This is a genomic window from Streptomyces flavotricini, assembly GCF_020639365.1.
In the GTDB taxonomy this organism is placed as follows: domain Bacteria; phylum Actinomycetota; class Actinomycetes; order Streptomycetales; family Streptomycetaceae; genus Streptomyces; species Streptomyces flavotricini.
In genome coordinates this window covers 628,231-653,322 of sequence record NZ_JAINUL010000001.1, presented here as the reverse complement: position 1 = coordinate 653,322, position 25,092 = coordinate 628,231, and the positions used below count along the sequence as shown (strand labels likewise).

The window sequence follows — 25,092 nt, the reverse complement described above, 5'->3', positions numbered from 1 at the left end:
CGGTTTCGCCATCACGCCTCCCCACGCTGCTTGGAGAACTCATGTCCAACCAGCACCAGGAACAACCCGGCAAACCTTCCCGGTCACAGCACTAGTCATGCCCCCACTCTGTCCCACGGACCATCACGAACTACAGCCTAGGCCCGGCCGGAAGAGGGGTTCAGCCATGCGCCGATGGTCGGCAGTGCCTCGGGGCCGTCGTCCCGTTCCACCGAGCCGACCAGGTCGGCGATGGTGACCGCCTGGAGCGAAGCCCGCCACGCGGCCTCGGCGGCGGCCATCACGCCGGCGATCCCGCACGGCTTCGTGCACGCCTCGGGCGGGGCTCCGAACGGGCCGCGCCGCCGGATCTCGGTGCAGACGAACGCCGGGTCCGCTCCGTCGACGGCCTGCACCACGTCCAGGACGGTGATCTCGGAAGCGGGCCTGGTCAGTGCGTATCCGCCCGTCTTCCCCTGGACGGAGGTCACGAGGCCCGCCCGGGACAGGGCCTGCATCTGCTTGGCCAGGTAGCTCGGCGAGACGTCGTGCAGGAGGGCCAGCCGGGCGGCGGGCACCGGCTGGCTCGCCGCGGTCAGCACCACGCAGCAGTGCAGCGCCCACTCCACGCCCCCGGACAGTTTCATGCGCCCTCCATTTGACTCGGACACAGCTTATCCGAGTAACATCTCGGATAAAGATTGTCCGAGTTTGAGGCGGCAGAGGGCCGCACTCGGTCCCAGGCAAGGAAGGGCACGGTCATGAAGATCACGGTCATCGGCGGCACCGGACTCATCGGTTCCCAGCTCGTCTCCACGCTCCGCGCGGCCGGACACGAGGTGGTCGCCGCATCGCTGTCGAGCGGCGTCGACCTGCTCACCGGCGCGGGGCTGGATCAGGCGCTCGCCGGCGCGGACACCGTCGTCAACGTGACGAACTCGCCCACCTTCGACGAGGCGTCCCCGGACTTCTTCCGCACCACGACGGGCAACCTGCTGGCGGCGGGCGAGCGGGCGGGCGTCGGCCACCAGGTGATCCTGTCGATCGTCGGCGTCGACCGCGTGCCGCAGCTGGACTACTACCGCGCGAAGACGCTCCAGGAGGACGTCCTCAAGCAGGGGCCCACCCCGTACTCGATCGTCCGCGCCACCCAGTTCTTCGAGTTCATGGACGCCGTGCTGGCCTGGACCGCCGACGACCACACCGTCCGGCTGCCCTCCACCCCCGTCCGGCCGATGGCCGCGGCCGATGTCGTCGCCGCCCTCGCCGAGGTCACCACCGGCGCACCGCTGAACGGCACGGTCGACGTCGCGGGCCCCGAGGTCTTCGCCCTCGACGAGCTCGGCCGTCTCACACTGTCGGCCCGGCAGGACCCCCGTAGGGTCGTCACCGACGAGCAGGCGGGCATGTTCGCGGCGGTGGAGGGCGACGTCCTGACCGGCGGCCCCGACGCCCGCCCGGCCTCCACCTCCTACGGGGAATGGCTCGGCACGACGCGCTGAACGCGGCCCCGACCGCCAGGCTGTCACCGCCGCCCGCCGGCGCAACGGCCGGGCCGGGCACGCACCGGTGGCCGGACGGCCCGGACCAGGCGGTCCGGGCCGTCCGGCGTCACCCGCACAAGCGGGCGGGTCGTCGCCGCGTCAGCGCCACGCGTTTCCCCGGCGCGAGGGCCCCGAACAGGTCCTGCTCACCGTATGGAACAGGGGTGAATTCGGTCGTCTGAGCTCGTATCGTGTGCCCGGCGCGGCGTACGACGGGAGGGGTGTCCGGCATGACGCACGACAGTGGGACGAAGGCGGCGGGTCGCATGAAGGGCGGGGAACGGGCGGACACCGCCTCGGTGTTGCGGTTCGCGACGGAGCTGTGCGCGTGGGTGGCCGCGCCGTGGGCGCTGGCGCCCTGGTCGGTGGGGGCCGCGGTGGCGGCCGTGGCGCTGTTGATCGGGCTGCCGACGGTGTTCTCCACCCCCGGTGACAAGGCGCATGTGATCGTGGCGGTGCCGGGGGCGGTCACCGTGGCCCTGGTCCTCCTCCAGCTCGCCGTGGCCGTGGCGGCGTCCTGGGCGGCGTGGCCCGCGTGGGCGGCCCTGGCGGTGACCGTGCTCGCCACCGCGTGTCTGTGGACGGAGCGGGGCCGTTGGCGCGGGCTGCTGAGCGGGGCGGCCCGTACCGGGGAGGCCTGACGGGCAACCTCCCCCGTGCGGGCTGCCCCGTTCCTGGTCTACCCGCGACCCCACTGGACCGGCGGAACCGGCGGAACCGGCGGAACCGGTGGCCGGGGCGGTGCCGCCGGCGGGACCGGCGGACGGTGCGGCAGCAGGTCGATCGGCTCGCGCAGGCGCAGCGCGGCCGGGATGTCCAGCCCCCCTTCGCGCGAGGCGACCACGACGTCCCGTACCGCGAGCTTGGCTTCCACCGCGCACTGCCCGCTGCGGGCGGCGACGAGCCGGCCGTCGCGGACGACCCCGACCAGTCCGCTGATCCGGAAGAGGACGGTCAGGTTCACGGGGACGGTGGCGGCCGGGGCGCCGTCCACCAGGAGGTCCACCGACGGGTGGTGCGTGGAGCTGATGGTGTGGGTGGCCAGGGCGACGACCTCCTCGCTGCCGGGGGACCGGCTGGTGCGCCGTGCGGCCTCCTGGAGGGCCTTGTACTTGGACCAGCCCGAGGCCGCCAGGGAGACGAGATCGAGGTCGAGGAAGCCGTTGACGACGGTGGCCAGCTCGCGCCCCACGGCCCGGTCGGCCGCGGACGTCAGGCCGTGCCCGCCCGGCAGCAGGCCCGTCACCGCACCGTGCGCCCGCAGGGACTCGGCGAGCGCTTCGGGGGCCCGTGTCTCGGGACCGAGCAGCAGGTCCCGGACGGTGAGGGGCTCGACGACGGGGGTGGTGGTCATGGGTCCTCCTCCCTGAGCGTCTGTTCACCCGGGTCGGGGTGAGGTTCCAGCCGTACGGAGCGGGTGGGCGGACCGGTCTCCGAGGGTTCGGCCACGTCCGTCGCCGCGGGCGCCGGCCGCAGCCGGGAGCTGACGTGGTCGTGGACCCAGCGGGGTCCGTGGTGGCGGTGGCCCAGGAACGCGTAGCCCGCGAGGGCCAGCAGGGCCGCTCCGAGCAGACCCGAACCGACGACCAGGCCGACGGGGACCGTGTCCGGGGTGGGATCGGGGGTCGGGGTCGGGGTCGGCGGAGTCGGGGTCGGCGGAGTCGGGGTGGGCGTGACGGGATCTTCACCGGTCACCGAGAACGTCGCCTCGGCGCCCGCACCGGGGTCATCCGTGCACTCGGCCCGTACGGTGTACGAGGCCTCGGCGGCATCGGGCGCCACTTGGAACTCGGTGTCGAAGGCGCCGTCCCCGTCGGGAGCCACCGTGTCCCACTGTTCGCCCTCCCAGGACAGGGCCACCTCCGGGCAGTTGAATCCCGAACCGGATACGGTCGCCGATCCGCCACCGAACGGCAGCGAAGCGGGATCGACCTTCACCTCCGGTTGCGACACGGGCGCACCGGTCACCGTGAACCGCTGCTCGGCAGAAACCTGCTCGTACCCGACGCAGGTCGCGGCGACCGTGTGATCCGTGGCATCGGCGTCGGACGGTACGGCGAACTCGGCCGCGAAAGCGCCGCGGTCCACCGGCACCTCCGCCGGCGTGGCATCCGGCAGCGGGCCGCCGTCCCACGTCAGCGTGACCGAACCGGCCTCGCCGCCGCCCCCGGTACAGCCGTCGAATCCCGAGCCGGTCACGGCGACCGACGTCCCCGCGGGCCCGTCGGCCGGGTCCAACGCCAGGGCCGTCGGCCCGGTGTCCGCCGTCACTTGGAAGTCGGCGGTCGCCCTGAGCTTCGAGTTGACCGTGCAGCGCGCGGTGACCTTGTGACTGTCCGGAGTCGCATCGGACGGAACCGTGACGTCCGTCTCGAACTCGCCGTCGGCCCCGGCCGTCACGACGCTCGGGTCGTCGTCGCCCTCCCAGGTGACGTGTATCTCGGCGGCCTCGGCAGGATTCGGCTCGGGCGCGATCCCGGCCGTCGTGCAGTTGTCGAACCCGTAGCCGTGCACCCCCACCCTGCTCCCCGGCGGGCCCTGGGACGGATCGAGCGTGATGGACCGCGCCGCCGCGGCCCGGACCGGCGGGGTGGCAGCAGGAGCAGCAACGGGCGCACCCCAGGCGAACACCGCGCACGCGAGCACGGCGGTCAACGAGCGGCGGGCCCGGAAGGCATAGGGAAACATGACCCTCCGTGAGCCACTCCCCATTCTCCTCCAGGTCCCGCCGCCCCGCCTCCGTCGCCCGGCGCGCCCCTGTCACGCCTCAGCCGACGCGGCCTTCTCGGCCCCTGACCTCCTGCGGGTCGCGGATCATGACGGGAATGGTGCCTTCTTCGGCGAGCTCGGCGCCGCGGTCGATGATCGACTGGTTCGAGGTGTGGAAGTAGAAGCCCTGCTTGCCCCATGCGAAGACGCCCGGCGAGTGGACGTGGACCTGATAGGGGACCGGAACGAGCCCGCGGCGCAAGAGGTCGCTGTTCAGGGCCTCCTGTCCCTCGCTCGCCGTGAACTGACCCGTACGGACCCAGCCGATCGCCTGGTCGGCAGGGCCGGGCGCCGGGGCCGCCAGGCTCAGTTCGTCCATCTGGTCACGGATGGAACGGAAATGACGAAGCGTCACCGGCTCGGCCAGTGCCACGTCGAGGCGGGTGCGGAGCTTGTCGAAGTGATCGTTTCCGAAGAGGAACACGATCGACCGGCCCTTCTGGCCGGGAGGCAGCCGGTTCAGGTGGTCGACGAGCTGTGCGATCACCGTGTCGTCCCGCTCGGAGTCGCCGGGAGAGAGGCCCGGGGTGCTCTCCACCACCATGTTGGGCGCCGGCGGAACAGGACTGATGTCCCTTTCGATGACGAGGGTGACCTTCGGGTGCGAGGACAGCTGCCGGATGATCTCGTCGCGCCGGCCGCTGTCGTACCGCGTGTTGTGGTGGGTTTCCGACACGAAGACCACGAGCCGCTCGCCGGCGGGTGCGCCGTGCAGAGCGAGCGCGCTCACGTCCTTGATGTCCACCTCGATGATCCAGTTGGTGGGGTGGTCGATCGTCTGCTGGATGGGCATGCCCCTGCGCTCCTGTTCCTCGGATCCGGTGCGCCGTCCGTGACGCACAGGAGCCGAGTGGTGTCGCCCCCCGCGCGCAGCCATCACTCTCCTGCGGGCCGGAGCGTCCGACAAGTGCGGTGGCGGGCGCGGTGGTTGTGCAGGGGGGCGTGCGGGCACGGAACGATCGGCCGGTGTACCTCGGGAGCGGCTCGTCGTCCCTGCCCAGGGCTTGCCGGGCACGGTCCATGTCCACCGCGCCGCGCGCTGCGTCGGCCGCCCGGGTCTGGCCGCGGCCCGGGGAGTGCCCGAGGCGGGTGGCCACCGCAGCGACGACCCGGTCGGGCGGAGTCCACCACGGTGCGGCGTCCGCTCCCGCCACATCGGCCGTGTGCCGGGCGAGCAGGAACAGCAGTTGTTCGGTGGCGACCATGCCTGCCCGCCCGGCGATGCCCAGCCACGAGGAGGACACCACCCGAACTCCCGCGGCCGGCGCCTGCACGGTGTTGGCCAGCCCGAGCCCGAGGCCATTGTGCAGGTGGGAGGCCGGAACGACCTCACTCCCGGCTTCCGCGCGCACCCGGCCGAGCATCTCCCCGCAGCCGAGCGGCAGCTGCGCGCCCACCGTGTCCGCCGGGACGATCAGCCCCGCCCCGGCACCGGCCACGGCCTGCGCGTAGTGCGCGATCAGGGCGTGGTCGCCCAGGGCTCCGTCGTCAGCCCTCGTCCCGCCCCCGGGCGGCCTCCGAGGGCCTCGCTCCCGCGGCCGTCGCGTCGCGCTCGGCGGCAGTGGCCGCGCGCAGTGCGGCGCGTGCGGCGGCGACCGCGGCGGTGGCTTCCCCGAGCCGCTCCACCGCCGCGTCGAAGGCGGCCTCCGCGGCCAGGCGCTCCTCGCGCAGCCGGACCACCCCGTCCACGTCCGCGGCGGAGTCGATCCGGGTACGGGCGGCGTACGAGCCCTGCCGAGCCGAAGCCCGGTCGGCGGGCGGGTGGCCGTGGTAGCCCTGGATCAACCGGTTCGCCACCGCGAGCTCGCGCGGCGCCTCGTCGGCGTCCGGGAGCCCCGACCGGCCTGCGTTCACCGCCCGGTAGGCCTCGCGCCACAGCACGGCGGCGCGCATGCGCTCGTCCTGCCGGACGATCGCCTCCACGGCCGGGTCCTGGCATGCCGCGACGAGGCCGAGAACCGTCTCCATGTTCGGCAGGCGTTCGCCGCCCAGGGCGTGACGCAGCGTGGACTTCGGCACACCGGCTCGCTCCGCGATCGCCGCCAGTGGTCGCCCACCTGCCGCCAGGCACACATCCCGGAGCAGCTCGGCCAGCCGGGCGAGCTCCGGGGGCGCGTCATCGGGGATCGGTTTCATCGGCCGTCCGGCCATCCCTCGTGCCTCCTGTGGCTTCGGCGTCGACGATCGTCTCGGGGTCGCACCTGCCTCGAGACCATAGTGCTGTCACCCGGACGCCCGGACAGCCCCGTCTTTCCGCCGCGGAGTTCGCGCACACCGCCGCCGAGACAGGGGGCCGGTGCCCGGTGCCCGGCCGCCGTGTGCCGGACGGCCGGGCGATCTGCCGGGCGTGTCCAGCGGCAGGCCGGGGGGGGACGCGCGGACCGGCTGCCTACGGTGGCCCCATGAACGCACGTACAGCACGGCCCACCGCCCCGTACGGCATCCGGCGTCCGCGGCCGGGCGAGGCGGGCGCGATCGCGGTGCTCCTGGCCCGCGCATTCGCCGACGACGCGGTCATGGCCTGGATGTTCCCCGGCGCCGCCGGCCGGGCCCGCAGGACGGCCCGCTTCTTCGAGCTGGCCCAGCGTCAGCAGCGCCCGCGCGCAGGCGCCGTACGGGTGGCCGCGACCGACGGGGGACAACTGCTGGCGGCCGCCCTGTGGTCGGGGCCCGGGCACTGGCAGCCCTCCGCGCTACGGGAGCTGGCGGCGATGCCGCGGTACGCGTACGTGTTCGGCGTCGGGGGGCTGTCGCGGGCGGCGGGCGTGCAGAACGCCCTCCACGAGGCCCACCCGGAGACACCGCACTGGTACCTGCCGACCCTGGGGACCGATCCGGCGTTCCAGGGAACGGGAGTCGGCTCGGCGCTGGTACGGGAGCAGCTGGCCCACTGCGACCGGCTCGGGCAACCCGCCTACCTGGAATCCAGCATGCCCTCGAACATCCCGTTCTACGAGGGTCTGGGCTTCCGCGTGACGGGTGAGATCCGGCTGCCCGACGGCGGGCCGGCCCTCTGGCCCATGTGGCGCGACGCCGGGAGCGGGGCCACGGCGTCCGGCACGGCGGCCACCGCGTAGCCGCACGCCGCCGCGGGGCCGTCGGGGAAAAGAGGGTATTCCGGGGCATTGAGTCGCCCCAGTCTCGTGGATTAGTAAATTCCGTATTGGCGGATTCTTTGATTCCGTATCGCGTTCGGTTGTGGGGATCGTTTTAACTCAGATGAACCTCAAAAGATCGAAGATTGATTGACGCGTGACTGCGCTCTCCGGCACTCTCTGTGAGGCGCGACCGCGGGGATCGGAAAGGCGGGCGCGCAACACCGGGAGACAAGGGTCTTGGGGCGTGTAGTTGCGCGCCTCGCCCTTTCCTACCCGAATTGGCCGAGTGGAAATCAAAAGGGGAGAGAAAATCAGCATGCGCGCCGCGATCAGAAGAGGCCTCACCGCCGCCACCGCTCTTGCCGGAATCGCTCTGGCCATGGTGCCGGCGTCCGCTCAGGCCGACGACGGCCTGGTGTCGCAGGCCGCGCGGGTCGCCAAGTACCAGGCCTACCTCGCGACGAAGGTGGCCCAGGGGGATGAGCAGGCCAAGGAGACCGCGCAGGGGTTCTCGGCCCTCTCGAGCGCCCAGAAGACCCGCTTCCTGGACCTGCTCGAAGACCGGGCCCTGATGGCCAAGCTGCTCGACGCGGGGGAGTCCCCGGCCGCCGCGGGCATCACGCGGTCGGAGCTGGCGGGCGGCGACGTCGTGGTGGAGCGCGAGTCCACCGGCGGTGGGGACGACGCGTCCCCCCACAGCACCGCGGCGCTGAGGGCGTCCGGCTACCGGGACATGTGGGCCTCGTACTCGTACACCGACAAGTTCCTCGGTGTGAAGGTCTCGCGCGTCACGGTGCGGACCAACTACCAGGTCAAGGGCAAGGACACCACGAAGGTGTACCCGGGCAGCGCCAGCCACTACCTGTACGTGCCGGGATGCAGCTTCTCCCACAGCCCGGTGAAGGAGTGGATCTCCTCGCCGCCGGCCGACAACGCCCAGAGCGAGACCGTCTGGACGGCGTCGTGCTGGGGCAGCTCCTGGGACGAGCGGGAGCGCGTCTGGGGTGACTACCGCGGTTTCGTCGGCGGTTACCTGAAGGACGAGTAGACCAAGAACCACTGATTTCTTGATTCAGCGGACCGCGCTGCCAGAATGATCGTTCGCGAATGTCCCCCGCCTGTCCGTGAAGGCGGGGACATTCGCATATCCGGAGGATCGGAACTCACGGCGCCTCGGGCGGTCCTTCCTGCCGGGCCGATTCCGCGAGCCTTTCGGCGAATCGGGTGACGAGCCCGCGGAGTTCTTCGGGTCGCTCGATGGTGAACGGGCGGTCGAGTGAGGCGAGTGCGGCAGGCAGCCAATCGAGCCGGTCCACACGCATTTCGACGCGGGACCAGTGCTCGGTCTCCGCATCCGGGCTGCCGCCGGACGCCAACTCCTCCACGATCGCGACGCCGGCGGGAAGCCGGGTCCGGACGTGCTCGGCCGTCCCGCGGACCCGTACGGTCACCTCGTGCCGGTACGGAGCCGAGGCCATCGCCGCCAGGACGCGCCGCGCCGGGTCGAACCCGTCGGGCGGGTCGAACGTGCCGGGCAGGGTCCTGGCTTCCGCCATGCGGTCCAGCCGGAACGTACGGTCCTCGCCGATCGCGGGATCGCCGCCCGTCACGTACCACCTGCCCGCGTGGGCGACGAGCCCGTACGGGTGCAGTGTGCGTTCGCTGCGCCGTCCGTCGGCGGCGGTGTACCGGATCGAAACGGGCCGGTGGTGGCGCACCGCGTCGGCGATCGCGAGCAGGACCGCGGTGTCCGGAGCCGACGGCGCACTGGGCGGGGAGGTGAAGGCGAGGGAGGCGAGTACGGCGTCGAGCCGGTGGCCGAGCCGTTCCGGCAGGACCCGGCGGATCTTGGCGGCCGCCGTCTCGCTCGCGGAGCCCGTGGCGGTCATCAGCCCGGCCCGCCGGCCGGCGATCAGGCCGAGCAGCACGGCGAGCGCTTCGTCGTCGCTCAGCATGAGCGGAGGCATGCGGTAGCCGGAGGCGAGCCGGTAGCCGCCGTGGCGGCCGCGCACCGACTCGACGGGTACGTCGAGGTCGAGGAGGTGATCGGCGTACCTCCGCACCGTGCGCTCGTCGACTTCGAGCCGGGCGGCGAGTTCGGCGACGGTCCGGAGGCCGCCCGATTGCAGGAGCTCCAGCAGCATGAGCACCCGAGCGATGGGTCTGGACATGCCCGCAAGTCTGGCGCACATACCGGGCGGATCCTGTCCGGTATCCGCTCTAGCGTGAGGTCATCACCACGACACGTCTGGAGAGACCCATGGACTTCGTCTCGATCCGCATCATCACGGGCGACGTCGCCCGCCTCGTCGACTTCTACGAGCGCGCCACCGGAGTGGGGGCGAACTGGTCCACGGAAGACTTCGCCGAACTCGGCACCGCCTCGGCCACCCTCGCCATCGCGGGAACCCGCACCGTGCCGCTCTTCGCCCCCGGCGCCGCCCGCCCCGCCGACAACCACAGCGTCATCATCGAGTTCCTCGTCGACGACGTGGACCGCGTGCACCTGAACCTGGCCGGCTCCACGGAGGACTTCGTCCAGGAGCCCACCACGATGCCCTGGGGCAACCGCTCGCTGCTCCTGCGGGACCCCGACGGCAACCTCGTCAACTTCTTCACCCCCGTCACCCCGGCCGCCCTCGCCAAGTTCGCCCGGTGACGGGTGGTCACACCAGCACTCCGGCGAAGAACATCGAACCCAGAAGGCAGTACTGGACCGAGCAGAGTGCCAACAGCGGAACTTGGAGCCATCGGGACGCGTACCTGACGAGTACGAGCCCGACGAACATCTGCGCATGGTTGCGGTACCACGACATTTCCGCGCCGGCGAAGAACGGCAGGAGGAAGATCGCCACCGTCAGGATCAACGCGGCCCACTCCTCGGCGCCGAGCCGGTGTCTCCGGAAGAGCCGAACGACCGCCGTCGCCACCACCAGCAGCAGGAAGACCGCATTCAGCCAGAGCTGGGTCTTGTGCGCGTCGAGGCTGTGTTCCACGAGCCATGGCAGGGGCCCCTGGGGCCGGTACCAATCGCTGAAGGGGAAATCGTAGGCGTTCCTCATCTCGTCGAACGGTTGCCGTACGCCGCTTTGCCGGTAACTGGACTTCTGGATGATCTCGTACGCGTCCCACCGACCCGTCGCCTGCCACATCAGCCATTTGGCCCAGAGGACGCCGCACCCGGCGACGGCCGCGGAGGCCGCTGCCTTCACGACGCGCACCGGCCATCCGTCCCGCTGCCATGCGAAGAACGCGCTCAGCAGCAGCATTCCGACCGCGACGGCGCCGACGAGATGGCTGGCGGCCGCCATGAAACCACCGGCGGCGGCGATGACCCAGGAACCACGTTTCACGCCGGCGACGCAGACGAGCAACGCCAGGGTTCCGGCGGCGATCGGGAAGATCGCGTGGAAGTAGACACCGCCGGGAAAGACCGTGCCGATGGCGAGGGTGAGACCGGTGGCCCAGGTGAGCCGGGCGCCGAGTAAGTACCACAACACCGCGAAACTGCCGAACAGGCATGCCTCGGTGACGACGACCGCCGAGATCTCGTAGGAAAGCCCGGCGGCGGAAACCGCGCGGACCGACATCGGGTATCCGGGGAACCAGGCGACATTTCCGCACATGACATCGGGAAAGTCCGCGTAGCGATCCCGGCACCGGAACATCTCGTAGCCGGTCTTGGCGATGGACAGATAGTGCTCGGAGTCCCAGCGGCGCCGACCGGCAGTGGACCAGAACGCCACCTCGGATCCGTCGCCCGCGACGGAAGCCTTCGCGACCGTCCAGGTGACGAGGTCGGCCACCAGCCACGCGACGACCGGAGGCAGCAGACCGTGCAGCCGTGCGCGGCGCGACGGCCGGATCCTCGCGGACAGGGGGAGACCGCTCATCCCCCGCTCCGCGCTCGCGCCCCGCATCCGCGCCCCGCGTCGCGGAGACGGCCGAACAGCCCGCCCGGCCGGCCGGGCCCCCGGGTCAGGAGGGGCTCAGAGATGATCTCCACGCCGCCATCGAACCACGGGCCGAGCCCGCCCACCTTCTCGCGCGCGGATCTCCACCCCTGTCTCCACCCGAGGGTCCAGGCGCCGGGCGCCTTCTCTCAGCAGGCATGAGCGCATGAACACGACCACATGGATCACCGACATCGCCCTCGTCCTGATCGTCTTCCGGCAGCTGCGCGAAGGCCCGCTGACCCCGAAGTCCTACCTGCTGCCGCTCGGGATCGTGACGTTCGTGGGCTTCAACTACCTCGACACCGTTCCCACGGGCGGCAACGACCTCGTCCTGATCGGCACCCTCATGGCCGTCGGCGCGGCGCTCGGCGTCGCCGGCGGCGTCTTCACCCGGATGCGGCGCGCGGACGGGCAGGTCCTGATCAAGGCCGGTGCGGTCCCGCCTGGACACCAGACCGGCCCTGGTCCTCGCCGTGTCCTGCAGCCTCCTGTGCGGTGGCGTGCTGTACGTCCAAGCCGAGCCGGGCCGGTACGCGACGACCGTCGCCGGCCTCGCGACCGGCGCCGCCGTGCTGGGCGGCATGGCCGGGCGAAGCCGGGCCCAGGCCACGCGGGCGGCGATCGCGGCGGCCGAGTCCGCCGAGAAGGCCGCGAGGGCCGAAGCCCGCACGGCGGTGCTGGCGGAGCGCACCCGGATCGCCCGGGACGTCCACGACGTACTCGCCCACTCGCTCGCCGGGATCGACATGCAAGGGGAACTGGTCGACGCGCTGATCGACACCGGAGACCTGGCCGGGATCCGGGAGGCCAACGGCCAAGCGCACAGCCTGGTCAGGGAGAGCCTCCGGCAGGCGCAGTGGACCGTGCACGCGCTGCGCGAAGACGGTCTGCCGCTGCGCGAGAGCCTGACCGCGATGCTCGAATCGTCGGGCCACCACGATGCCCTCACCGTGGTCGGAGACGTCCGCGAGCTGCCGGCGCGGTCGACGCAGTGCCTGCTGCGGATCGCCCAGGAGGCGCTGACCAATGCCACCCGGCACGCCCCCGGCGGCGAGGTCGGCGTCAGGCTGACCTTCGCCGAAGAGGCGACCGTGCTGAGCGTCCGCAACAAGCCCGCGACATTGCCGGTGACCGTGGCCACCGGAAGCGGAATGGGACTGATCGGAATGCGCGAACGCATTGCCCTGCTCGGTGGCACCGTCACCACCGGGCCCGTCACCACGGGGCCGGACTCGGGGGGCTGGCAGGTGGAAGCGGTGATCCCGCGATGAGCGGACCCACGGACGCCACCCGGCCGGTCAAGGTGATCGTCGCCGACGACCAGGCCGCGGTGCGGGAACCGCTCGCCACCGTCCTCTCGTTGTTCCGGGACATCGACGTCGTCGCCACCGCGACGGACGGGTACGAGGTCCTGGCGGCCGTCGTCGCGGGGCCGGTGGACGTCGTGCTCATGGACCTGCGGATGCCCGGCACGGACGGAACCGAGGCCACCCGGCGCCTGAGCGCGGAACACCCCGGTGTGGCGGTGGCCGTCCTGACCACCTTCGCCGACGACGATTCGATCCTGGGCGCCCTGGGCGCGGGAGCCCGCGGCCACCTCACGAAGAACGCGGGCCGCGAGGACGTCGCGCGGGCGATCCGGGCCGCGGCCGCCGGACAGTCGGTGCTCGACCGCGAGGTCCAGGACCGCCTCCTGGCCGCCGTCCACCCGCACCGGCCCGAGCCGGCGTCCCTGCCGCAGGACCTCACGCTGCGCGAGCGGGAAGTCCTCACCCTCATCGGCCAGGGCCTTCCGAACAGGGCCATCGCCGAACGGCTCTTCATCAGCGAGGCCACCGTCAAGACCCACAACAACAACCTGTTCGCCAAGGCGGACATCCGCAACCGGGCCGACGCCGTGCGCCTCGCCATCGGAGCGGGCCTGGCGTGAGCGGGCCTGGCCTGTGCAGGACCTGCCTGGCCCGCGTGCCCGCCCCGCATCGCGGTGGGACACCGCCCGGCCAACCGTCCCTGCAGACCGGCGTGTTGAAGCACTGGTAGGAAACTTTCCTATCCGCTACGCTCCCCGACGGCGGCTTGGCGCGGTGCCCGATGCCACGGGCATGACGCGCTCAGCGAGAGCTCTGACCCGGCCGCCGTGACGCTGTCCCCTGCTCGTCCCCACGGCCCGGGGGGCGGCGCTCTCCGCACCGGTGTCCAGCTCTCGCCGTTCCCAGGCCAAGGAGTCAGGCATGCACCTGTACGCCTCCACCCCACCACCCGCATCGGGCCGACGGCTTCGGCCCGCCCTCCTCGTCGTGACCGCCGTGCTCGCGCTCGTCGCCGGGCTCCTCCTCGCCTGGCCCGGCCGGGCCGGGGCCGCCGCCGACCCGCTCATCTCGCGCGGCAAGCCCGCCACCGCCTCCTCCACGGAGAGCTCCTCCCTCGGCGCCGCCAACGCCTTCGACGGCGCCGCCTCGACCCGCTGGGCCAGCGTCGAGGGCAAGGACCCGCAATGGATCCGCGTCGACCTCGGGGCCGGCGCCACCGTCTCCCGGGTCAAGCTGACCTGGGAGTCCGCCTACGCCAAGGCCTACCGCGTCGAGGTCTCCACCGACGGCGCGACCTGGACCAGGATCGCCGAGGAGAAGGCCGGCAACGGCGGCACCGACGACCTCACCGGCCTCTCCGGCAAGGGCAGGTACCTGCGCGTGTACGGCACCGCGCGCGGCACGGCGTACGGCTACTCCCTCTTCGAGGCCGAGGTGTACGGCACCGTGGACGACGGCCCGCCCCCCGGCGGCGGCGCCTTCACGGTCGTCGCGGCCGGCGACATCGCCGCCCAGTGCACGGCCTCCGACAGCGGCTGCGCCCACCCGAAGACCGCCGCCCTGGCCCGGCAGATCGACCCGAAGTTCTACCTGACGATGGGCGACAACCAGTACGACGACGCCCGGATCGCCGACTTCCGCGCCTACTACGACAAGAGCTGGGGCACCTTCAAGGCCAAGACCCACCCCGTACCCGGCAACCACGAGACGTACGACCCGGCCGGCTCCCTCGCCGGATACAAGGCGTACTTCGGGAACATCGCCTACCCGCAGGGCAAGAGCTACTACAGCTTCGACGAGGGCAACTGGCACTTCATCGCCCTCGACTCCAACGCCTTCGACCAGGCCGCCCAGATCGACTGGCTCAAGGCCGACCTCGCCGCCAACGGCAAGCAGTGCGTCGCCGCCTACTGGCACCACCCGCTGTACTCCTCCGGCGGACACGGCAACGACCCCGTCTCCAAGCCCGTCTGGAAGATCCTCTACGCCGCCAAGGCCGACCTGGTCCTGAACGGACACGACCACCACTACGAGCGGTTCGCCCCGCAGAACCCCGACGGCAAGGCGGCCGCCGACGGGATCGTGGAGATCGTCGGCGGCATGGGCGGCGCCGAGCCCTACCCGATCGAGCAGGTGCAGCCCAACAGCCAGAAGCGCATCAGCGGCCAGTACGGGGTCCTGAAGCTCGACTTCACGGACTCGGGCTACAGCTGGACCTACGTCGCCGCCGACGGGGTCAAGGACACCAGCCCGAAGTACAGCTGCCACTGATGTACCTGGCCAGCACCGGCCGCCCGGACGCGCCGCCCCGCCCCCTCGGGGCCCGGCGGCGCGTCCCCGCCACCGTCATCGCGCTGGGCGCGGTCAGCCTCGTCACCGACGTCTCCTCCGAGATGGTCACGGCTGTCCTGCCGCTCTACCTCGTCCTGGGCCTCGGCCTCTCACCGCTCCAGTTCGGCTTCCTCGACGGCATGTTCAATGGAGCCACCGCCCTCGTGCGGCTCCTCGGCGGCCGCCTCGCCGACCGCGGCGGCCACCACAAGAGGGTCGCCTCCGCGGGCTACCTGCTCTCCGCCCTCTCCCGGCTCGGGCTGCTCCTCGCCGGCGGCACCACCGCGGGGATCGCCGGCTCGCTCGCCGCCGACCGGCTCGGCAAGGGGGTGCGCACCGCCCCGCGCGACGCGCTGATCTCGCTCAGCGGACCGCCGGAGACGCTGGGCCGGGCGTTCGGTGTGCACCGGGCCATGGACACCACCGGCGCCCTGCTGGGCCCGCTCGCCGCCTTCGCCGTGCTGTGGGCGACCGCCGACGCCTACGACGCGGTGTTCGCCGTCAGCTTCTGCACGGGCCTGCTCGGCGTGCTCCTGCTCGTGCTGTACGTCCCCGCCGGCGCCCCCGCGCCCCCGGTCCGGCGAACACCCCTCCAGCACACGGCACTTCGTGACCCCGCCTTCCGCCGCATCCTCTACGCGGCTTCCCTGCTCGGGGCCGCCACCATCGGCGACTCCTTCCTCTACCTGCTCCTGCAGCGCGGCCTCGACCTGCCGCCCGCCCTGTTCCCGCTGCTGCCGCTCGGCGCCGCCGCCGGATACCTGCTCCTCGCCGTCCCGGCCGGCCGGATCGCCGACCGCGTCGGGCGCGGGCTGCCGTTCCTGGCCGGACACGCCGCGCTGCTCGGCGCGTACGCCGTCCTGTTGCTCCCCGTGGCCTGGCCGACCGTGGCCGCGGTGCTGGCACTCCTCGCCGTCTTCTACGCCTCGACCGACGGGGTCCTGATGGCCCTGGCCGGGCCCGTACTGCCCGCGCACCGCCGCGCCGGCGGGCTCGCGGTGCTCCAGACCGGCCAGGCACTGGCCCGGCTGCTGGGCGCCGCGGGCTTCGGGGCCGCCTGGACGTTCTGGGGGCAGGGGCCCGCCCTGTGGACGGCGGCCCTCGCCCTGGCCGCGGCCCTCACGGCCGCCTGGCGCATTCTGCCCACCCCCACCCCCACCCCCACACCTCTCCCCGCCCCGGCCCCCGCCCGCGACACCCCGGAGGCACCGTGAACCCCCGCCCGCCACAGCTCCGCCGGCTCGCCCTCGTCGTGCTCGCCGTCCTGCTGCTCGGGGGCGGCTCCCTGGGCTACGTACTGCACGCCCGGCACCGCGATCTGCCGACCACCGCCGCGGACGGATCGTTCAGCCTGGCCGAACCCGGGCTCTACTACCGGGACTCCGCCACCGGACGGATCGCCCGCCGCGGTGGCACCGGCGGCCCGCCCGCCACCGGAGGCCCCGCCTGCGAACGCTTCTACGCCGCGGGGGAGCGCGCCCTGTGCCTGCGCAAGCTGCCGGGCATCCCGGCCCGCACCCAGGCCCTCGTACTGGACCGGCGGCTGCGCGAGGTCCAGCGCGTGACCGTACCCGGCATCCCCAACAGGGCCCGCGTCTCGGCCTCGGGGAACGTAGTGTCCTGGACGGCCTTCGCGACCGGCGACTCCTACGCCACGAGCGCCTTCTCCACCCGTACCTCCCTCCTCGACCTGCGCACCGGCTATCTGATCAAATCGATGGAGGAGATCCCGCTCACCATCGACGGGACCCGCTACCACGCGCCCGACGTCAACTACTGGGGAGTCACCTTCGCGCGGGACGACAACCGCTTCTACGCGACGGTGTCGACCAAGGGCCGCACCCACCTCGTCGAGGGCAACCTGCACGACTGGTCGGCGAAGGCCCTGCGCGAGAACGTCGAATGCCCGTCCCTCTCACCGGACGACACCCGCATCGCCTTCAAGAAGAAGGTCTCCGACGACCCCGCCGCCCCTTGGCGGCTGTACGTCCTGGACCTGGCGGACATGCGGGAACACCCGCTCGCGGAGACGCGGAGCGTCGACGACCAGGCGGCCTGGCTGGACGACGGGACCATCGGCTACGCCCTCCCCGGACGCGACGGACGTGACAGCGACATCTGGTCGGTCCCGGCGGACGGCACGGGCGAACCCCGCCTCCTGGTCCCCGGCGGCTCCTCGCCGGCCGCCGCGAACTGAAAGGGCCCCGGAGCCGTGGCTCGGACGGGGGCGGTGGGGCCGCGCCCGCGGCGTGTGCGGGAAGCGTGCGGTTGCGGCCGAGCGTGCGCGAATGCGTCGGGCCGCCCCCCGCGCTCCCTGTCCGGATCCGGGCCGCCCGGGCAGGGTGTGCGGGAGCCGCAGGTCTTCGAGCACCTGTCCGCAGAATCCTTTCCCTCGCGAGGCGCGCCACGAGCCGGACCATGCTGCTTCCCACGACACCGGGGGGACCCGTGCCACAGGACATCGACTTCGAACTCCCCGCCGCGGCGGCGATCGGCCCGGGGCTGGACGAGGTCCGGCGGCGCAACCTGGAGTGGGTCCGTCGGCTCGGCCTGGTCTCGGACGACCGTTCCGCCGCCTGGTACGCCTCCTGGGACATGCCGCGCCTGGCCGCCCTCGGATTCCCCCATGCCGGCGGCCCCGCCCTGGACCTGTGCGCGGACGCGATGGGCTTCTTCTTCGTCTTCGACGACCAGTTCGACGGCCCCCTCGGCCTGGACCCGGCCCGGACCGCCCGCGTCTGCCGGCAGTTGATCGACATCGCGCACGGCGCCGCCCCGCCCGCCGGGGGCGACCCGTGCACGGCGGCGTTCGCCGACATCCGGGCCCGCGGCAGGCGCGGTGCCCACCCCGGCTGGACCGCCCGGACCGCACACGAATGGGAGTACTACTTCGCCGCCCACGCACACGAAGCGATAGGGCGCCTGCGCGGAGCCCCCGCCGACATGACGACCTACCTCCAGGTCCGCCGCGGCATCGCGGCCACCGACCTGCCCCTGTCCCTCGGTGAACGGGCCGCCGGCATCACCGTCCCCGCGGTCGCCTTCCACGCACCCCAGCTGCGCATCATGCGCCAGGCGGCCGTCGACGTCACCCTGATGTGCAACGACGTGTACTCCCTGGAGAAGGAGGAGGCCCGCGGCGATGTCGACAACCTGGTCCTCGTCCTCGAACACACCCGGCACCTCGACCGCGACGAGGCCGTCGCGGCCGCCGGTCACCGCGTGAACCGGCTCGTGCGGAGGTTCCGGGAGCTCGCCGGACAGGTGCCCGCGCTGTGCGAGCAGCTCGGCCTGCGCCGCCGCGAACGGGCTGCCGTGGACACCTACGTCGGGATCATGACCGCGTGGATGGCCGGCTACCACGCCTGGCAGACCGGCACGCTGCGCTACCGCGCCGCTCCCGAGGTCGTCCCGGCCTCGGGGCCCGGCCACTTCGACCAGATCCTGCGCGTTCCCCGCAACACCCCGGCTCACGACACGTCCTGATCCGCCGGCACCCGAGTCGTGGCCGGATCGGCGCTCTGACGCGACCGCGCCGGGCCGTGTTCAGCTGTGTTCCGGTACGGCCGCGCACCGGCAAGCACGCCACCGGTGCCTCTTCGCCGTGCCGCCGCACGGCCCACGCACGCCCCGAAGAGGCAGGAGAGGTCATGCCCCGCATCACACGATGGACCGCGGTCACCGCCGTCGCCTCCGCCACCGTACTGGCCGCCGCTTCCGGTGCCGGCGCCGCCGAAGGAAGCGCCGCCCGGGCCCAGTCGGCGCCCCGCCCCGTGTACTGGAGCGCGCAGCCGCAGGGAGTGAGCGCCGCGGCGCCGCGGCGATTGCTGAACCAGCCCGTCCGGATCACCAACGACTTCGCCAAACGGCCCACCACCCAGTGCCTGGACGTCGACGCCAACGGCGGCGGCAACGGCACGGTCGTCCAGGTCTGGCAGTGCAACGGCACCACCCAGCAGCGCTGGTACCTCTGGAACAACGGTGCGCTCGAGAGCTACCGGTTCCCCGGCAAGTGCCTGGACGCGGACCTCGACGGGGCCGGCAGCAACGGCACCAAGGTGCAGATCTGGGACTGCAACAGCACACCGCAGCAGAGCTGGTCCCACCCGTCGGGCGACCGGGCGATCTACAACGCCCGCTTCTACGGCGGCGGAAACATCGTCATGGACCGGGACGCGAACGTCCTGGGGAACGGCGCCCGCATCCAGCTGTGGCAGAAGAACTTCCAGTCACAGCAGTGGTGGGACGTATGGGCCGACTGACCCTGTGGCGTGCGGCCCGGTCAGCCCGGTCAGCCCGGTCGGCCCGGTCGACTCGCCACGGGGACGGGTGTCCTACGCGGTCTGCGTCGGGGTGAGCCGCGTGAGGACGAGCAGGGCGTCGACGAGGTCCTCGGCCGGGGCGCCGGTGGCCAGGCGGCGCAGTTGCTGCCCGAAGACCAGGGCGACGGCCGCCCCCGCCAGCCGTTCGGGATCCGGAACGCCGAGGCGGGTCAGGATCCGGGCGGCCAGCAGGTCGTAGGCGGCGAAGCATTCGGCCGCGGCGGCGCGCAGCCGCTCGTCGCGGCCGGCCTGGACGTACAGCTCGAAGGGTGCGATGTGGCGGCTGTCGAAGGCGGTGCCGCCCGCGACCTGCGCCACCACCTCGGCCGCCTGACCGATGTCGAACCGCTCGTCGGTGCACGCGTCGGCCAGCCCCGTGAAGTGCCGGGTCTCCTCGGCCACGAAATGCAGGAGGCTCTCGCGCAGCAGCTCGTGCTGGGTGGCGAAGTGGTAGGTGACGGAACCGAGCGAGACTCCGGCCTCCTTGGCGATCCGCCGGTTGGTGACGGCGGCGACGCCGTCCTGTCCGATGATCCGCAGCACGGCGTCGATGATGCTCTGGCGGGTGTCGGAGGCATGGGGCATGTCGGCATTCTGCCCCATCGGCCGCCGTGAACGACCCGGCGGGGCAGGGGAGTCGGGCGGGTCCGGGGTGTGGACACGGAGCGGAGGGATCCTTATCGTTCGTTCGAACGAACAACTCAGGGGCACCGTACGGGAGTCAGCGTGGACATGTCCGGATCGAACGTTCTCCTCACCGGGGCCACCGGGGGCATCGGATCCGCCCTGGTGGCGGCTCTGACGGCCCGGGGCGCCCGTCTCACGGTCACCGGGCGCCGACCGGAGGCCCTCGAATCCACCGCGCAGGCATGCGGTGCCCACACCGTGGTCGCCGATCTGGCCGTCCGGTCCGACGTCGTCCGGCTCGCCGAGACCTGCGCCGACGCGGACGTCCTCGTCGCGAACGCGGCCCTGCCCGCCAGCGGCGACCTCCTGGACTACACCGGGGAACAGCTCGACCGCGCCCTCGACGTCAACCTGCGGGCGCCGCTCCTGCTGTCCCGGCTGCTCGCGGCACACATGGTGGACCGCGGCCGCGGGCACATCGTGCTGGTCGGCTCCATCTCCGGCAAGGCGGCGACCAAGTCGACCTCGCTGTACAACGCGACCAAGTTCGGACTGCGCGGATTCGCCCTCTCGCTGCGCCAAGAACTCCGGGGCACGGGCGTGGGGGTGTCCCTGGTCCAGCCCGGCTTCGTCCGTGACGCGGGGATGTTCGCCGCCACGGGCGCCACCCCGCCGAGCGGCATCAGGACCGTGACGCCCGCACAGGTCGCCGCCGGCGTCGTACGGGCCGTCCGCCAGGACCGGTGCGAGGTGAACGTGGCGCCGCTGGAGCTGAGGCTGCTCAGCGCCATCGCCGGGCAGTTCCCCGGCTTCGCCGAGCGGGTCCAGGCCCGGGCGGGCCTCGACGGCTCCGTGCGACAGATCGTCGAGGCCCAGCGCTCACACCGGTAGGCAGCCCCTTCCACAGCCGCAGCCGCAGCCGCACCGGCACCCGCACGTCCTCGTTCCGCACGCCTCCCATGCCGCCTCATGTGAACGGAGTGCACGACTGTGCCGAGTCAACACCTCCCCAGCGCCGTCCCCGGTCCCACCCCCGTCCCCGGCGTCGAGCGCCGGTCGCTGCTTCGATTAGGGGCCCTGCTGGCCGCGGGCGGAGTCGCCGCGCTGGTCCCCGCACCGGCCGCCCTCGCCTCGACGCGGGGCGGGGGGACCGACACGGTGACGACCACCTACACGGGCCGCTCCCCGTACGGCAACGACCAGTGGGCCTACGTGGCCTTCGACGTCCCCGCCGGAGTGCAGCGGATCTCCGTCTCCACCACCCACGACGCCGCCGCCGGCATCCTCGACCTCGGCGTCTTCGGCCCCTCCGGGTTCCGCGGCTGGTCGGGCGGCGCACGGGCCGGTTTCACCCTCTCCATGTCGGACGCCACCCCCGGCTACGTGCCGGGACCCGTGGAGCCCGGGGGCTGGTCCGTCATCCTGGGGCCGATGGTGGGCAGCACCGGCGGAATGGCCTCGCAGGTCGAGGTCACCCTGCACCACGGTGACCAGCTCCCCGGCACCCCGTACGACCTCCTGCCGGCCTCGGTGGCGGGCCGCGGGGCCGGCTGGTACCGGGGCGACCTGCACCTGCACAGCGTCCACTCCGACGGACAGCGCACGGTGGACGAGATCGTCGCCGCCGCGCGGCAGGAAGGCCTGCACTTCATCGCGACCTCCGACCACAACACCAGCTCCACCGGGGTGACCTGGCACGGCAACGTCCCGACCGACCTCCTCGTCATCAACGCCGAGGAGGTCACCACGCGCCACGGCCACTGGCTCGCCGTGGGCCTGCCCCAGGGCGAATGGGTGGACTGGCGCTACGGTCCCTCGGACCAGGGGGCGTTCGACGGCCACGCCCGGCGCGTGCACAGCCTGGGCGGACTCTCGATCGCCGCCCACCCGCTCACTCCGGCGGCCGGGTCCTTCTGGGAATTCGGCCTCGACCGCGTCGACGCGCTGGAGGTGTGGAACGGACCGTGGACCCTGGACGACGCGGCCAACATCGCCGCCTGGCACGTCATGCTCTGCCTCGGCAAGAGGATCGCCGCCGTGGGCAACAGCGACGCCCACAGCCCCGCGGACGCGGTCGGCCGGCCCCACAACGTGGTGCGCGCGGCCGGACTGTCCACCCCCGCCGTACTGGACGCGCTGCGCAGGGGGCGGTCGTACGCCGTGGAATCGGCCGCCGTGACCCTGGACTTCAGCGCCCGGACCGGCGCAGCGGTCGCCGGGCCCGGTGAGGAGCTTCCCCTGTCGTTCTTCGACGCCGTCGACGTGACCCTGGACGTGACGGGAGCCCCGGACAGCATCGCCACCCTCTACACCGAGTGGGGGATCATGGCCGCCACCGGCATCGACGGGAGTGGCCGGGGGCGGCTGAGGTGGCGCGGCTGGGGCAAGGCGTCGATGTTCGTCCGGGCGGAGGTCCGCCGCCTCAAGCCCGCTTCCACCACGCTGGACCAACTGGTGGCCATCACCAACCCGGTGTGGTTCTACTCCGCGCAACTGCCCCCGTACGACGTCGAGCGACGCGTGCTCTTCCAGACGGAGCGCCGTCCCGACGGATCGTGGAGCAGCTTGCGTCCGCTGCCCGGCGCGGGCGGTGCCGCCTCGTTCGCCGGTCTGCAGAGCGCCGCGGCGGGCATGGCGGACGGGTCGGTGGTGGTGCTGGGCATCGCGCCCGACAACGGCCTGTGGCTGACCACCGTACGGGGACCGGCCATGGTGCAGCCCTGGCAGCGGGTCGCGGGACCGGACGGCTCGACCGACTTCACCGTCCGGGAGGCGGACATCGCCGCGTTCCCCGACGGCACCTGCCAGATCGTGGCGACGGCCATGGACGGCACCGCGTACCACCAGCAGCGGCGTGCCGACGGCGGGCTGCCCGGGTTCCGGGCCATGCCCGGCTCTCCGGCGACGAGCCGCTGGGGTGCGACGAAGCTGGCGATCACCGCCATGCCCGACGGGTCCGCGCAGCTGCTCGGCTACGGCATGGACGGCGCCATGTACCACTGCGTGCGCGGGCGTGGCGGTGCGTGGACCCCCTGGGGACGCATGGCGGGCTACAACGGGGCCGCGACGTTCTCCGGCCCGGCCCTGGCCATCACCGGGATGCCCGACGGATCCTCGCAGGTCCTCGCGATCGGGATCGACGGGATCGTGTACCACCAACTGCGGCGGCCCGACGGGTCCTGGACCGGATTCCGGCCCCCGCCGGGCGTCTCCACCCCCACCATGGGGGCGAGCGCCATCGGCATCGCGGGGACGCCCGACGGCTCGGCCCAGGTCGTGGCGGTCGGGCTCGACGGCCGGGTCTGGCACAACGTCAGGATGCCGGACGGCTCCTGGACGCCCTTCGGCCGGATACCCGGCCCCAACGGGACGGACCCCTTCCCCGCCGGGCAGGTCCGCATCACCGCCCTGCGTGACGGCACCACGCACCTGACGGCCATCAGCGCCGGCTAGCCGTGTCGTCAAAGGCCGTCTGGCAGCGGGGCGCTCGCCGCGGTCGGCCCGGGCTTCAGGCGCTCAGGCCGGCCCGCCTGAGCGCCACCCGGGACAGGTCGCGAATGGCCTGTTCGTCACCCCGCCGCCACGCATCGGCGAGGCCTCCCGCCGGTACCGGGACCGAGGCCAGGTCCTTCAACGGACCGGTCAGCGCCCGCAGGGCCAGGAGATCGGCGCCGCCGGGAGCGTCGAGCAGCCCGCGGATCCGGGCGCTGCGCCTGATCCAGCGCACGCGCGGGGGAAGCCAGAACGCCAGTACGAGCGCCACGGAGACGACGATCAGGGCGAACGTCGTCAGGTCGGCCACCCGGCCCACCCAGTCCTGCATCGACTGCCCCGCGTCCGAGAGTCCGTTGCCGGCCTCGGCGGCGGACTGCAGCGGCTTCTTCAGGAGCCCCCCGACCAGCGGCACGTTCGACGCCGCGTTCCCCGCGTCGTCGAGGCCGGACGCCAGGCCGCCGCTCGCGTCCTCCAGCTTCCGCCCCGGCTCGGCGAGGACCATGATCCCGTCGTGGACGGCCAGAGCGATCCTCACCGCCGCCGCGATCAGCACCACGGCGATCAGGTCGGCCAGTACCTGCCGGAGGCGACGTGCTCGGGTCTGGGCGTAGAGGCGCATGGGATGCTCCTGTTCCGGCGACATCAATCGGACGGGACCGGTCGGCCGACGACCGGGTGGGGCACGACCGCCGCGAGGAGGGGCCACGGCCCGTCGACCGACCGTACGCGGATCCCGCCCCGCCGGGCGCCTTCCCGTGCCGACGGCGCCGCGACGGTCACCTCCCCCCGGTGATGACCGGCGACACCACTCCCGCGCGCCGATGCCCCCGTCCGTCAGATCCCGGCGGTGTCACCGGCGCATCGGATCATTCGCCATATGCCGAAACGATGAGGCACCCTGGAGTCATGGAACACGTACCTGCTCCCGGGGCTGCGGATGCGCCGGCCCCCGCCGCTCGGCTCGCTTCTCTCGCCGCCGCCCTGGCCGACGAGACCCGGGCGGCCATCTGCATGACCCTGTTGGAGGGGCGCGCCTGGACGGCGGGCGAGCTGGCCCGGATCACCGGGGTGGCCCCCTCCACCGTCAGCGGGCACCTGACCCGGCTGCTCGACGCGGGGATCTGTGTGACGGAGCGCCAGGGTCGGCACAGCTACGTGCGCATCGCCTCGGCGGCCACGGCCCGCTTGGTGGACGAGCTGGCGTCCTACGCCGTCCCGGGCCGGGACGCGGCGCACGCCGTTCCGGTGGTCGCCGCGCCCGATCCCCTCGCCCGGGCCCGTACCTGCTACGACCACTTCGCGGGGCGGCTCGGCATGGCCGTGACGGACGCGATGGAACGCCGGGGGCTGCTGCGCACGGAGGCCGTTTTCGCGCTGACCGAGAGCGGACTCGAATGGTGCCGCCGGGCGGGCGTCGACGTGACGGGCGCGGGGCGCAGGCCGCTGGCGAGTTCCTGCCTGGACTGGACCGAGCGCAGGCGCCATCTGGGCGGCCTGGTCGGGGCCAGGCTGTGCGCGCGGGCCCTGGGTGAGGAGTGGGTGGTGCGCCCCGAGGGCGGCGGCCGGGGCCTGCTGGTGACGGGGGCGGGGGAGGAGGCCTTCGGTGAACTGCTGGGCCTCGCTCCGCAGTCGTGGAGTTAGCGGGCGTCGCGGCACTCGGG

General features: G+C 72.7%; 23 protein-coding genes and 2 pseudogenes. 15 read left to right on the top strand and 10 right to left on the bottom strand.

The annotated features are described in order from the left end of the window. Positions 1-137: 137 nt before the first annotated feature. Positions 138-626 (bottom strand): RrF2 family transcriptional regulator, encoded by a 489-nt coding sequence (locus K7B10_RS03290; protein WP_229334441.1) that lies wholly within the window; start codon positions 624-626, stop codon positions 138-140. Between the two features lie 114 nt (positions 627-740). On the opposite strand from K7B10_RS03290, the gene K7B10_RS03285 reads away from it, so the two are divergent. Both K7B10_RS03285 and K7B10_RS03280 read left to right on the top strand, forming a co-directional pair. Further along, the gene (locus tag K7B10_RS03285; RefSeq protein WP_229334440.1) at positions 741-1,481 is read left to right on the top strand and encodes an SDR family oxidoreductase; all 741 of its coding nucleotides are present in this window, start codon (positions 741-743) and stop codon (positions 1,479-1,481) included. Between the two features lie 272 nt (positions 1,482-1,753). Beyond that, a complete protein-coding gene (locus K7B10_RS03280; protein WP_308284486.1) occupies positions 1,754-2,164 on the top strand; it encodes a hypothetical protein in 411 nt (136 codons plus the stop codon). A gap of 38 nt (positions 2,165-2,202) precedes the next feature. Here the strand turns inward: K7B10_RS03280 and K7B10_RS03275 are convergent, their stop codons facing one another. The 5 genes and pseudogenes from K7B10_RS03275 to K7B10_RS03255 form a co-directional block, all read right to left on the bottom strand. Next, positions 2,203-2,877, bottom strand: coding sequence for a hypothetical protein (locus tag K7B10_RS03275; RefSeq protein ID WP_229334439.1), 675 nt, complete (start codon positions 2,875-2,877; stop codon positions 2,203-2,205). Then, entirely contained in the window at positions 2,874-4,211 is a 1,338-nt protein-coding gene (locus tag K7B10_RS03270) for a hypothetical protein (protein ID WP_229334438.1), read from the bottom strand. Before K7B10_RS03270 ends, K7B10_RS03275 begins: the two co-directional genes overlap by 4 nt. 79 nt (positions 4,212-4,290) lie before the next feature. Continuing rightward, positions 4,291-5,085, bottom strand: coding sequence for a hypothetical protein (locus tag K7B10_RS03265; protein ID WP_229334437.1), 795 nt, complete (start codon positions 5,083-5,085; stop codon positions 4,291-4,293). Between the two features lie 430 nt (positions 5,086-5,515). After that, positions 5,516-5,731 (bottom strand): annotated as a pseudogene (locus K7B10_RS03260) (hydroxymethylglutaryl-CoA lyase-like TIM-barrel protein); the annotation flags it as partial. A gap of 49 nt (positions 5,732-5,780) precedes the next feature. After that, on the bottom strand, positions 5,781-6,428 hold the full coding sequence (locus tag K7B10_RS03255) for a hypothetical protein (RefSeq protein WP_229345770.1): 648 nt from the start codon (positions 6,426-6,428) through the stop codon (positions 5,781-5,783). 266 nt (positions 6,429-6,694) lie between these two features. On the opposite strand from K7B10_RS03255, the gene K7B10_RS03250 reads away from it, so the two are divergent. Both K7B10_RS03250 and K7B10_RS03245 read left to right on the top strand, forming a co-directional pair. Beyond that, entirely contained in the window at positions 6,695-7,369 is a 675-nt protein-coding gene (locus K7B10_RS03250) for a GNAT family N-acetyltransferase (protein WP_229334436.1), read from the top strand. A 337-nt stretch (positions 7,370-7,706) separates the two neighbouring features. After that, the gene (locus K7B10_RS03245; RefSeq protein WP_229334435.1) at positions 7,707-8,438 is read left to right on the top strand and encodes a hypothetical protein; all 732 of its coding nucleotides are present in this window, start codon (positions 7,707-7,709) and stop codon (positions 8,436-8,438) included. Positions 8,439-8,553: 115 nt separating this feature from the next. Here the strand turns inward: K7B10_RS03245 and K7B10_RS03240 are convergent, their stop codons facing one another. Next, positions 8,554-9,561: a helix-turn-helix transcriptional regulator gene (locus K7B10_RS03240; RefSeq protein WP_229334434.1), complete on the bottom strand. Its 1,008-nt coding sequence runs from the start codon at positions 9,559-9,561 to the stop codon at positions 8,554-8,556. A gap of 89 nt (positions 9,562-9,650) precedes the next feature. Between K7B10_RS03240 and K7B10_RS03235 the strand changes: the two genes are divergently transcribed. Continuing rightward, positions 9,651-10,049: a VOC family protein gene (locus K7B10_RS03235; RefSeq protein ID WP_229334433.1), complete on the top strand. Its 399-nt coding sequence runs from the start codon at positions 9,651-9,653 to the stop codon at positions 10,047-10,049. A 7-nt stretch (positions 10,050-10,056) separates the two neighbouring features. On the opposite strand, the gene K7B10_RS03230 is transcribed toward K7B10_RS03235, so the two are convergent. Next, positions 10,057-11,283: a hypothetical protein gene (locus K7B10_RS03230; RefSeq protein WP_229334432.1), complete on the bottom strand. Its 1,227-nt coding sequence runs from the start codon at positions 11,281-11,283 to the stop codon at positions 10,057-10,059. A 503-nt stretch (positions 11,284-11,786) separates the two neighbouring features. Between K7B10_RS03230 and K7B10_RS03225 the strand changes: the two are divergent. The 7 genes and pseudogenes from K7B10_RS03225 to K7B10_RS03195 all read left to right on the top strand — a co-directional run. Beyond that, positions 11,787-12,617 (top strand): annotated as a pseudogene (locus K7B10_RS03225) (sensor histidine kinase); the annotation flags it as partial. Beyond that, positions 12,614-13,276, top strand: a complete 663-nt coding sequence (locus tag K7B10_RS03220; RefSeq protein ID WP_229334431.1) for a response regulator transcription factor — start codon at positions 12,614-12,616, stop codon at positions 13,274-13,276. The pseudogene K7B10_RS03225 and the gene K7B10_RS03220, both read left to right, overlap by 4 nt. A gap of 301 nt (positions 13,277-13,577) precedes the next feature. Next, a complete protein-coding gene (locus tag K7B10_RS03215; RefSeq protein WP_229334430.1) occupies positions 13,578-14,927 on the top strand; it encodes a discoidin domain-containing protein in 1,350 nt (449 codons plus the stop codon). Continuing rightward, positions 14,927-16,201 (top strand): MFS transporter, encoded by a 1,275-nt coding sequence (locus tag K7B10_RS03210; RefSeq protein WP_229334429.1) that lies wholly within the window; start codon positions 14,927-14,929, stop codon positions 16,199-16,201. The genes K7B10_RS03215 and K7B10_RS03210 overlap by 1 nt, the downstream gene beginning before the upstream one ends. After that, a complete protein-coding gene (locus K7B10_RS03205) occupies positions 16,198-17,184 on the top strand; it encodes a TolB family protein (protein WP_229334428.1) in 987 nt (328 codons plus the stop codon). Before K7B10_RS03210 ends, K7B10_RS03205 begins: the two co-directional genes overlap by 4 nt. 251 nt (positions 17,185-17,435) lie before the next feature. Continuing rightward, on the top strand, positions 17,436-18,473 hold the full coding sequence (locus K7B10_RS03200; protein ID WP_229334427.1) for a terpene synthase family protein: 1,038 nt from the start codon (positions 17,436-17,438) through the stop codon (positions 18,471-18,473). Positions 18,474-18,637: 164 nt separating this feature from the next. Continuing rightward, positions 18,638-19,249 carry an RICIN domain-containing protein gene (locus K7B10_RS03195; protein ID WP_229334426.1) on the top strand — a complete coding sequence of 204 codons (612 nt, stop codon included), beginning with the start codon at positions 18,638-18,640 and terminating at the stop codon, positions 19,247-19,249. Positions 19,250-19,321: 72 nt separating this feature from the next. Here the strand turns inward: K7B10_RS03195 and K7B10_RS03190 are convergent, their stop codons facing one another. Continuing rightward, positions 19,322-19,894: a TetR/AcrR family transcriptional regulator gene (locus K7B10_RS03190; protein ID WP_229334425.1), complete on the bottom strand. Its 573-nt coding sequence runs from the start codon at positions 19,892-19,894 to the stop codon at positions 19,322-19,324. Between the two features lie 141 nt (positions 19,895-20,035). Here K7B10_RS03190 and K7B10_RS03185 point away from each other — a divergent pair, with 141 nt between their 5' ends. Beyond that, entirely contained in the window at positions 20,036-20,827 is a 792-nt protein-coding gene (locus K7B10_RS03185; protein WP_229334424.1) for an SDR family NAD(P)-dependent oxidoreductase, read from the top strand. Between the two features lie 267 nt (positions 20,828-21,094). Then, entirely contained in the window at positions 21,095-23,389 is a 2,295-nt protein-coding gene (locus tag K7B10_RS03180; protein WP_229334423.1) for a CehA/McbA family metallohydrolase, read from the top strand. Between the two features lie 55 nt (positions 23,390-23,444). On the opposite strand, the gene K7B10_RS03175 is transcribed toward K7B10_RS03180, so the two are convergent. Further along, entirely contained in the window at positions 23,445-24,050 is a 606-nt protein-coding gene (locus tag K7B10_RS03175; RefSeq protein ID WP_229334422.1) for a hypothetical protein, read from the bottom strand. Positions 24,051-24,337: 287 nt separating this feature from the next. On the opposite strand from K7B10_RS03175, the gene K7B10_RS03170 reads away from it, so the two are divergent. Continuing rightward, positions 24,338-25,072, top strand: coding sequence for an ArsR/SmtB family transcription factor (locus K7B10_RS03170; protein ID WP_229334421.1), 735 nt, complete (start codon positions 24,338-24,340; stop codon positions 25,070-25,072). Positions 25,073-25,092 lie beyond the last annotated feature (20 nt).

Bases quoted from the DNA above. Each gene is read 5' to 3' on its own strand.
- K7B10_RS03265 (WP_229334437.1), bottom strand. From the start codon at position 5,085: ATGCCCATCCAGCAGACGATCGACCACCCCACCAACTGGATCATCGAG.
- K7B10_RS03280 (WP_308284486.1), top strand. From the start codon at position 1,754: ATGACGCACGACAGTGGGACGAAGGCGGCGGGTCGCATGAAGGGCGGG.
- K7B10_RS03285 (WP_229334440.1), top strand. From the start codon at position 741: ATGAAGATCACGGTCATCGGCGGCACCGGACTCATCGGTTCCCAGCTC.
- K7B10_RS03235 (WP_229334433.1), top strand. From the start codon at position 9,651: ATGGACTTCGTCTCGATCCGCATCATCACGGGCGACGTCGCCCGCCTC.
- K7B10_RS03175 (WP_229334422.1), bottom strand. From the start codon at position 24,050: ATGCGCCTCTACGCCCAGACCCGAGCACGTCGCCTCCGGCAGGTACTG.
- K7B10_RS03170 (WP_229334421.1), top strand. From the start codon at position 24,338: ATGGAACACGTACCTGCTCCCGGGGCTGCGGATGCGCCGGCCCCCGCC.
- K7B10_RS03270 (WP_229334438.1), bottom strand. From the start codon at position 4,211: ATGTTTCCCTATGCCTTCCGGGCCCGCCGCTCGTTGACCGCCGTGCTC.
- K7B10_RS03195 (WP_229334426.1), top strand. From the start codon at position 18,638: ATGCCCCGCATCACACGATGGACCGCGGTCACCGCCGTCGCCTCCGCC.
- K7B10_RS03240 (WP_229334434.1), bottom strand. From the start codon at position 9,561: ATGTCCAGACCCATCGCTCGGGTGCTCATGCTGCTGGAGCTCCTGCAA.
- K7B10_RS03245 (WP_229334435.1), top strand. From the start codon at position 7,707: ATGCGCGCCGCGATCAGAAGAGGCCTCACCGCCGCCACCGCTCTTGCC.
- K7B10_RS03190 (WP_229334425.1), bottom strand. From the start codon at position 19,894: ATGCCCCATGCCTCCGACACCCGCCAGAGCATCATCGACGCCGTGCTG.
- K7B10_RS03250 (WP_229334436.1), top strand. From the start codon at position 6,695: ATGAACGCACGTACAGCACGGCCCACCGCCCCGTACGGCATCCGGCGT.
- K7B10_RS03220 (WP_229334431.1), top strand. From the start codon at position 12,614: ATGAGCGGACCCACGGACGCCACCCGGCCGGTCAAGGTGATCGTCGCC.
- K7B10_RS03275 (WP_229334439.1), bottom strand. From the start codon at position 2,877: ATGACCACCACCCCCGTCGTCGAGCCCCTCACCGTCCGGGACCTGCTG.
- K7B10_RS03230 (WP_229334432.1), bottom strand. From the start codon at position 11,283: ATGAGCGGTCTCCCCCTGTCCGCGAGGATCCGGCCGTCGCGCCGCGCA.
- K7B10_RS03255 (WP_229345770.1), bottom strand. From the start codon at position 6,428: ATGAAACCGATCCCCGATGACGCGCCCCCGGAGCTCGCCCGGCTGGCC.
- K7B10_RS03290 (WP_229334441.1), bottom strand. From the start codon at position 626: ATGAAACTGTCCGGGGGCGTGGAGTGGGCGCTGCACTGCTGCGTGGTG.
- K7B10_RS03215 (WP_229334430.1), top strand. From the start codon at position 13,578: ATGCACCTGTACGCCTCCACCCCACCACCCGCATCGGGCCGACGGCTT.
- K7B10_RS03210 (WP_229334429.1), top strand. From the start codon at position 14,927: ATGTACCTGGCCAGCACCGGCCGCCCGGACGCGCCGCCCCGCCCCCTC.